This window comes from Streptomyces sp. Ru72, assembly GCF_002920635.1.
In the GTDB taxonomy this organism is placed as follows: Bacteria; Actinomycetota; Actinomycetes; order Streptomycetales; family Streptomycetaceae; genus Streptomyces.
In genome coordinates, this window is the sequence record NZ_PQSR01000257.1 from 1 (window position 1) to 395 (window position 395).

1 pseudogene is annotated in these 395 nt (G+C 70.6%); it reads left to right on the top strand.

Annotated elements, in window-relative coordinates:
- Nucleotides 1-12: 12 nt before the first annotated feature.
- Nucleotides 13-395 (top strand): annotated as a pseudogene (locus C3488_RS39790) (IS5 family transposase); the annotation flags it as partial.

The following is a 395-nucleotide window of genomic DNA, read 5'->3' on the forward strand; positions in this document are numbered from 1 at the left end:
CCGCGGCCGTGGATCGTGTCGGACGAACTGTGGTCGCTGGTCGGTCCGTTGTTGCCGGAGCCAGGTCCGAAGCGGGTATCGGGCCGTCCGCGGGTGCCGGACCGGCAGGCCCTGTGCGGGATCTTGTTCGTGCTGCACACCGGGAGCCAGTGGGAGTACCTGCCCCAGGAGCTGGGCTTCGGCTCGGGCATGACCTGCTGGCGGCGTCTGGCCGCATGGAACGAGGCAGGCGTGTGGGACCAACTGCACGCGGTACTGCTGAAGAAGCTGCGGTCGGCGAAGCAGTTGGACTGGTCGCGGGCGGTGATCGACTCCTCCCCCGTGCGGGCGGCCCGGCGAGGCCCAGAAGCGGACCCAGCCCGGTCGACCGCGCACGGCCGGGCAGCAAACATCAC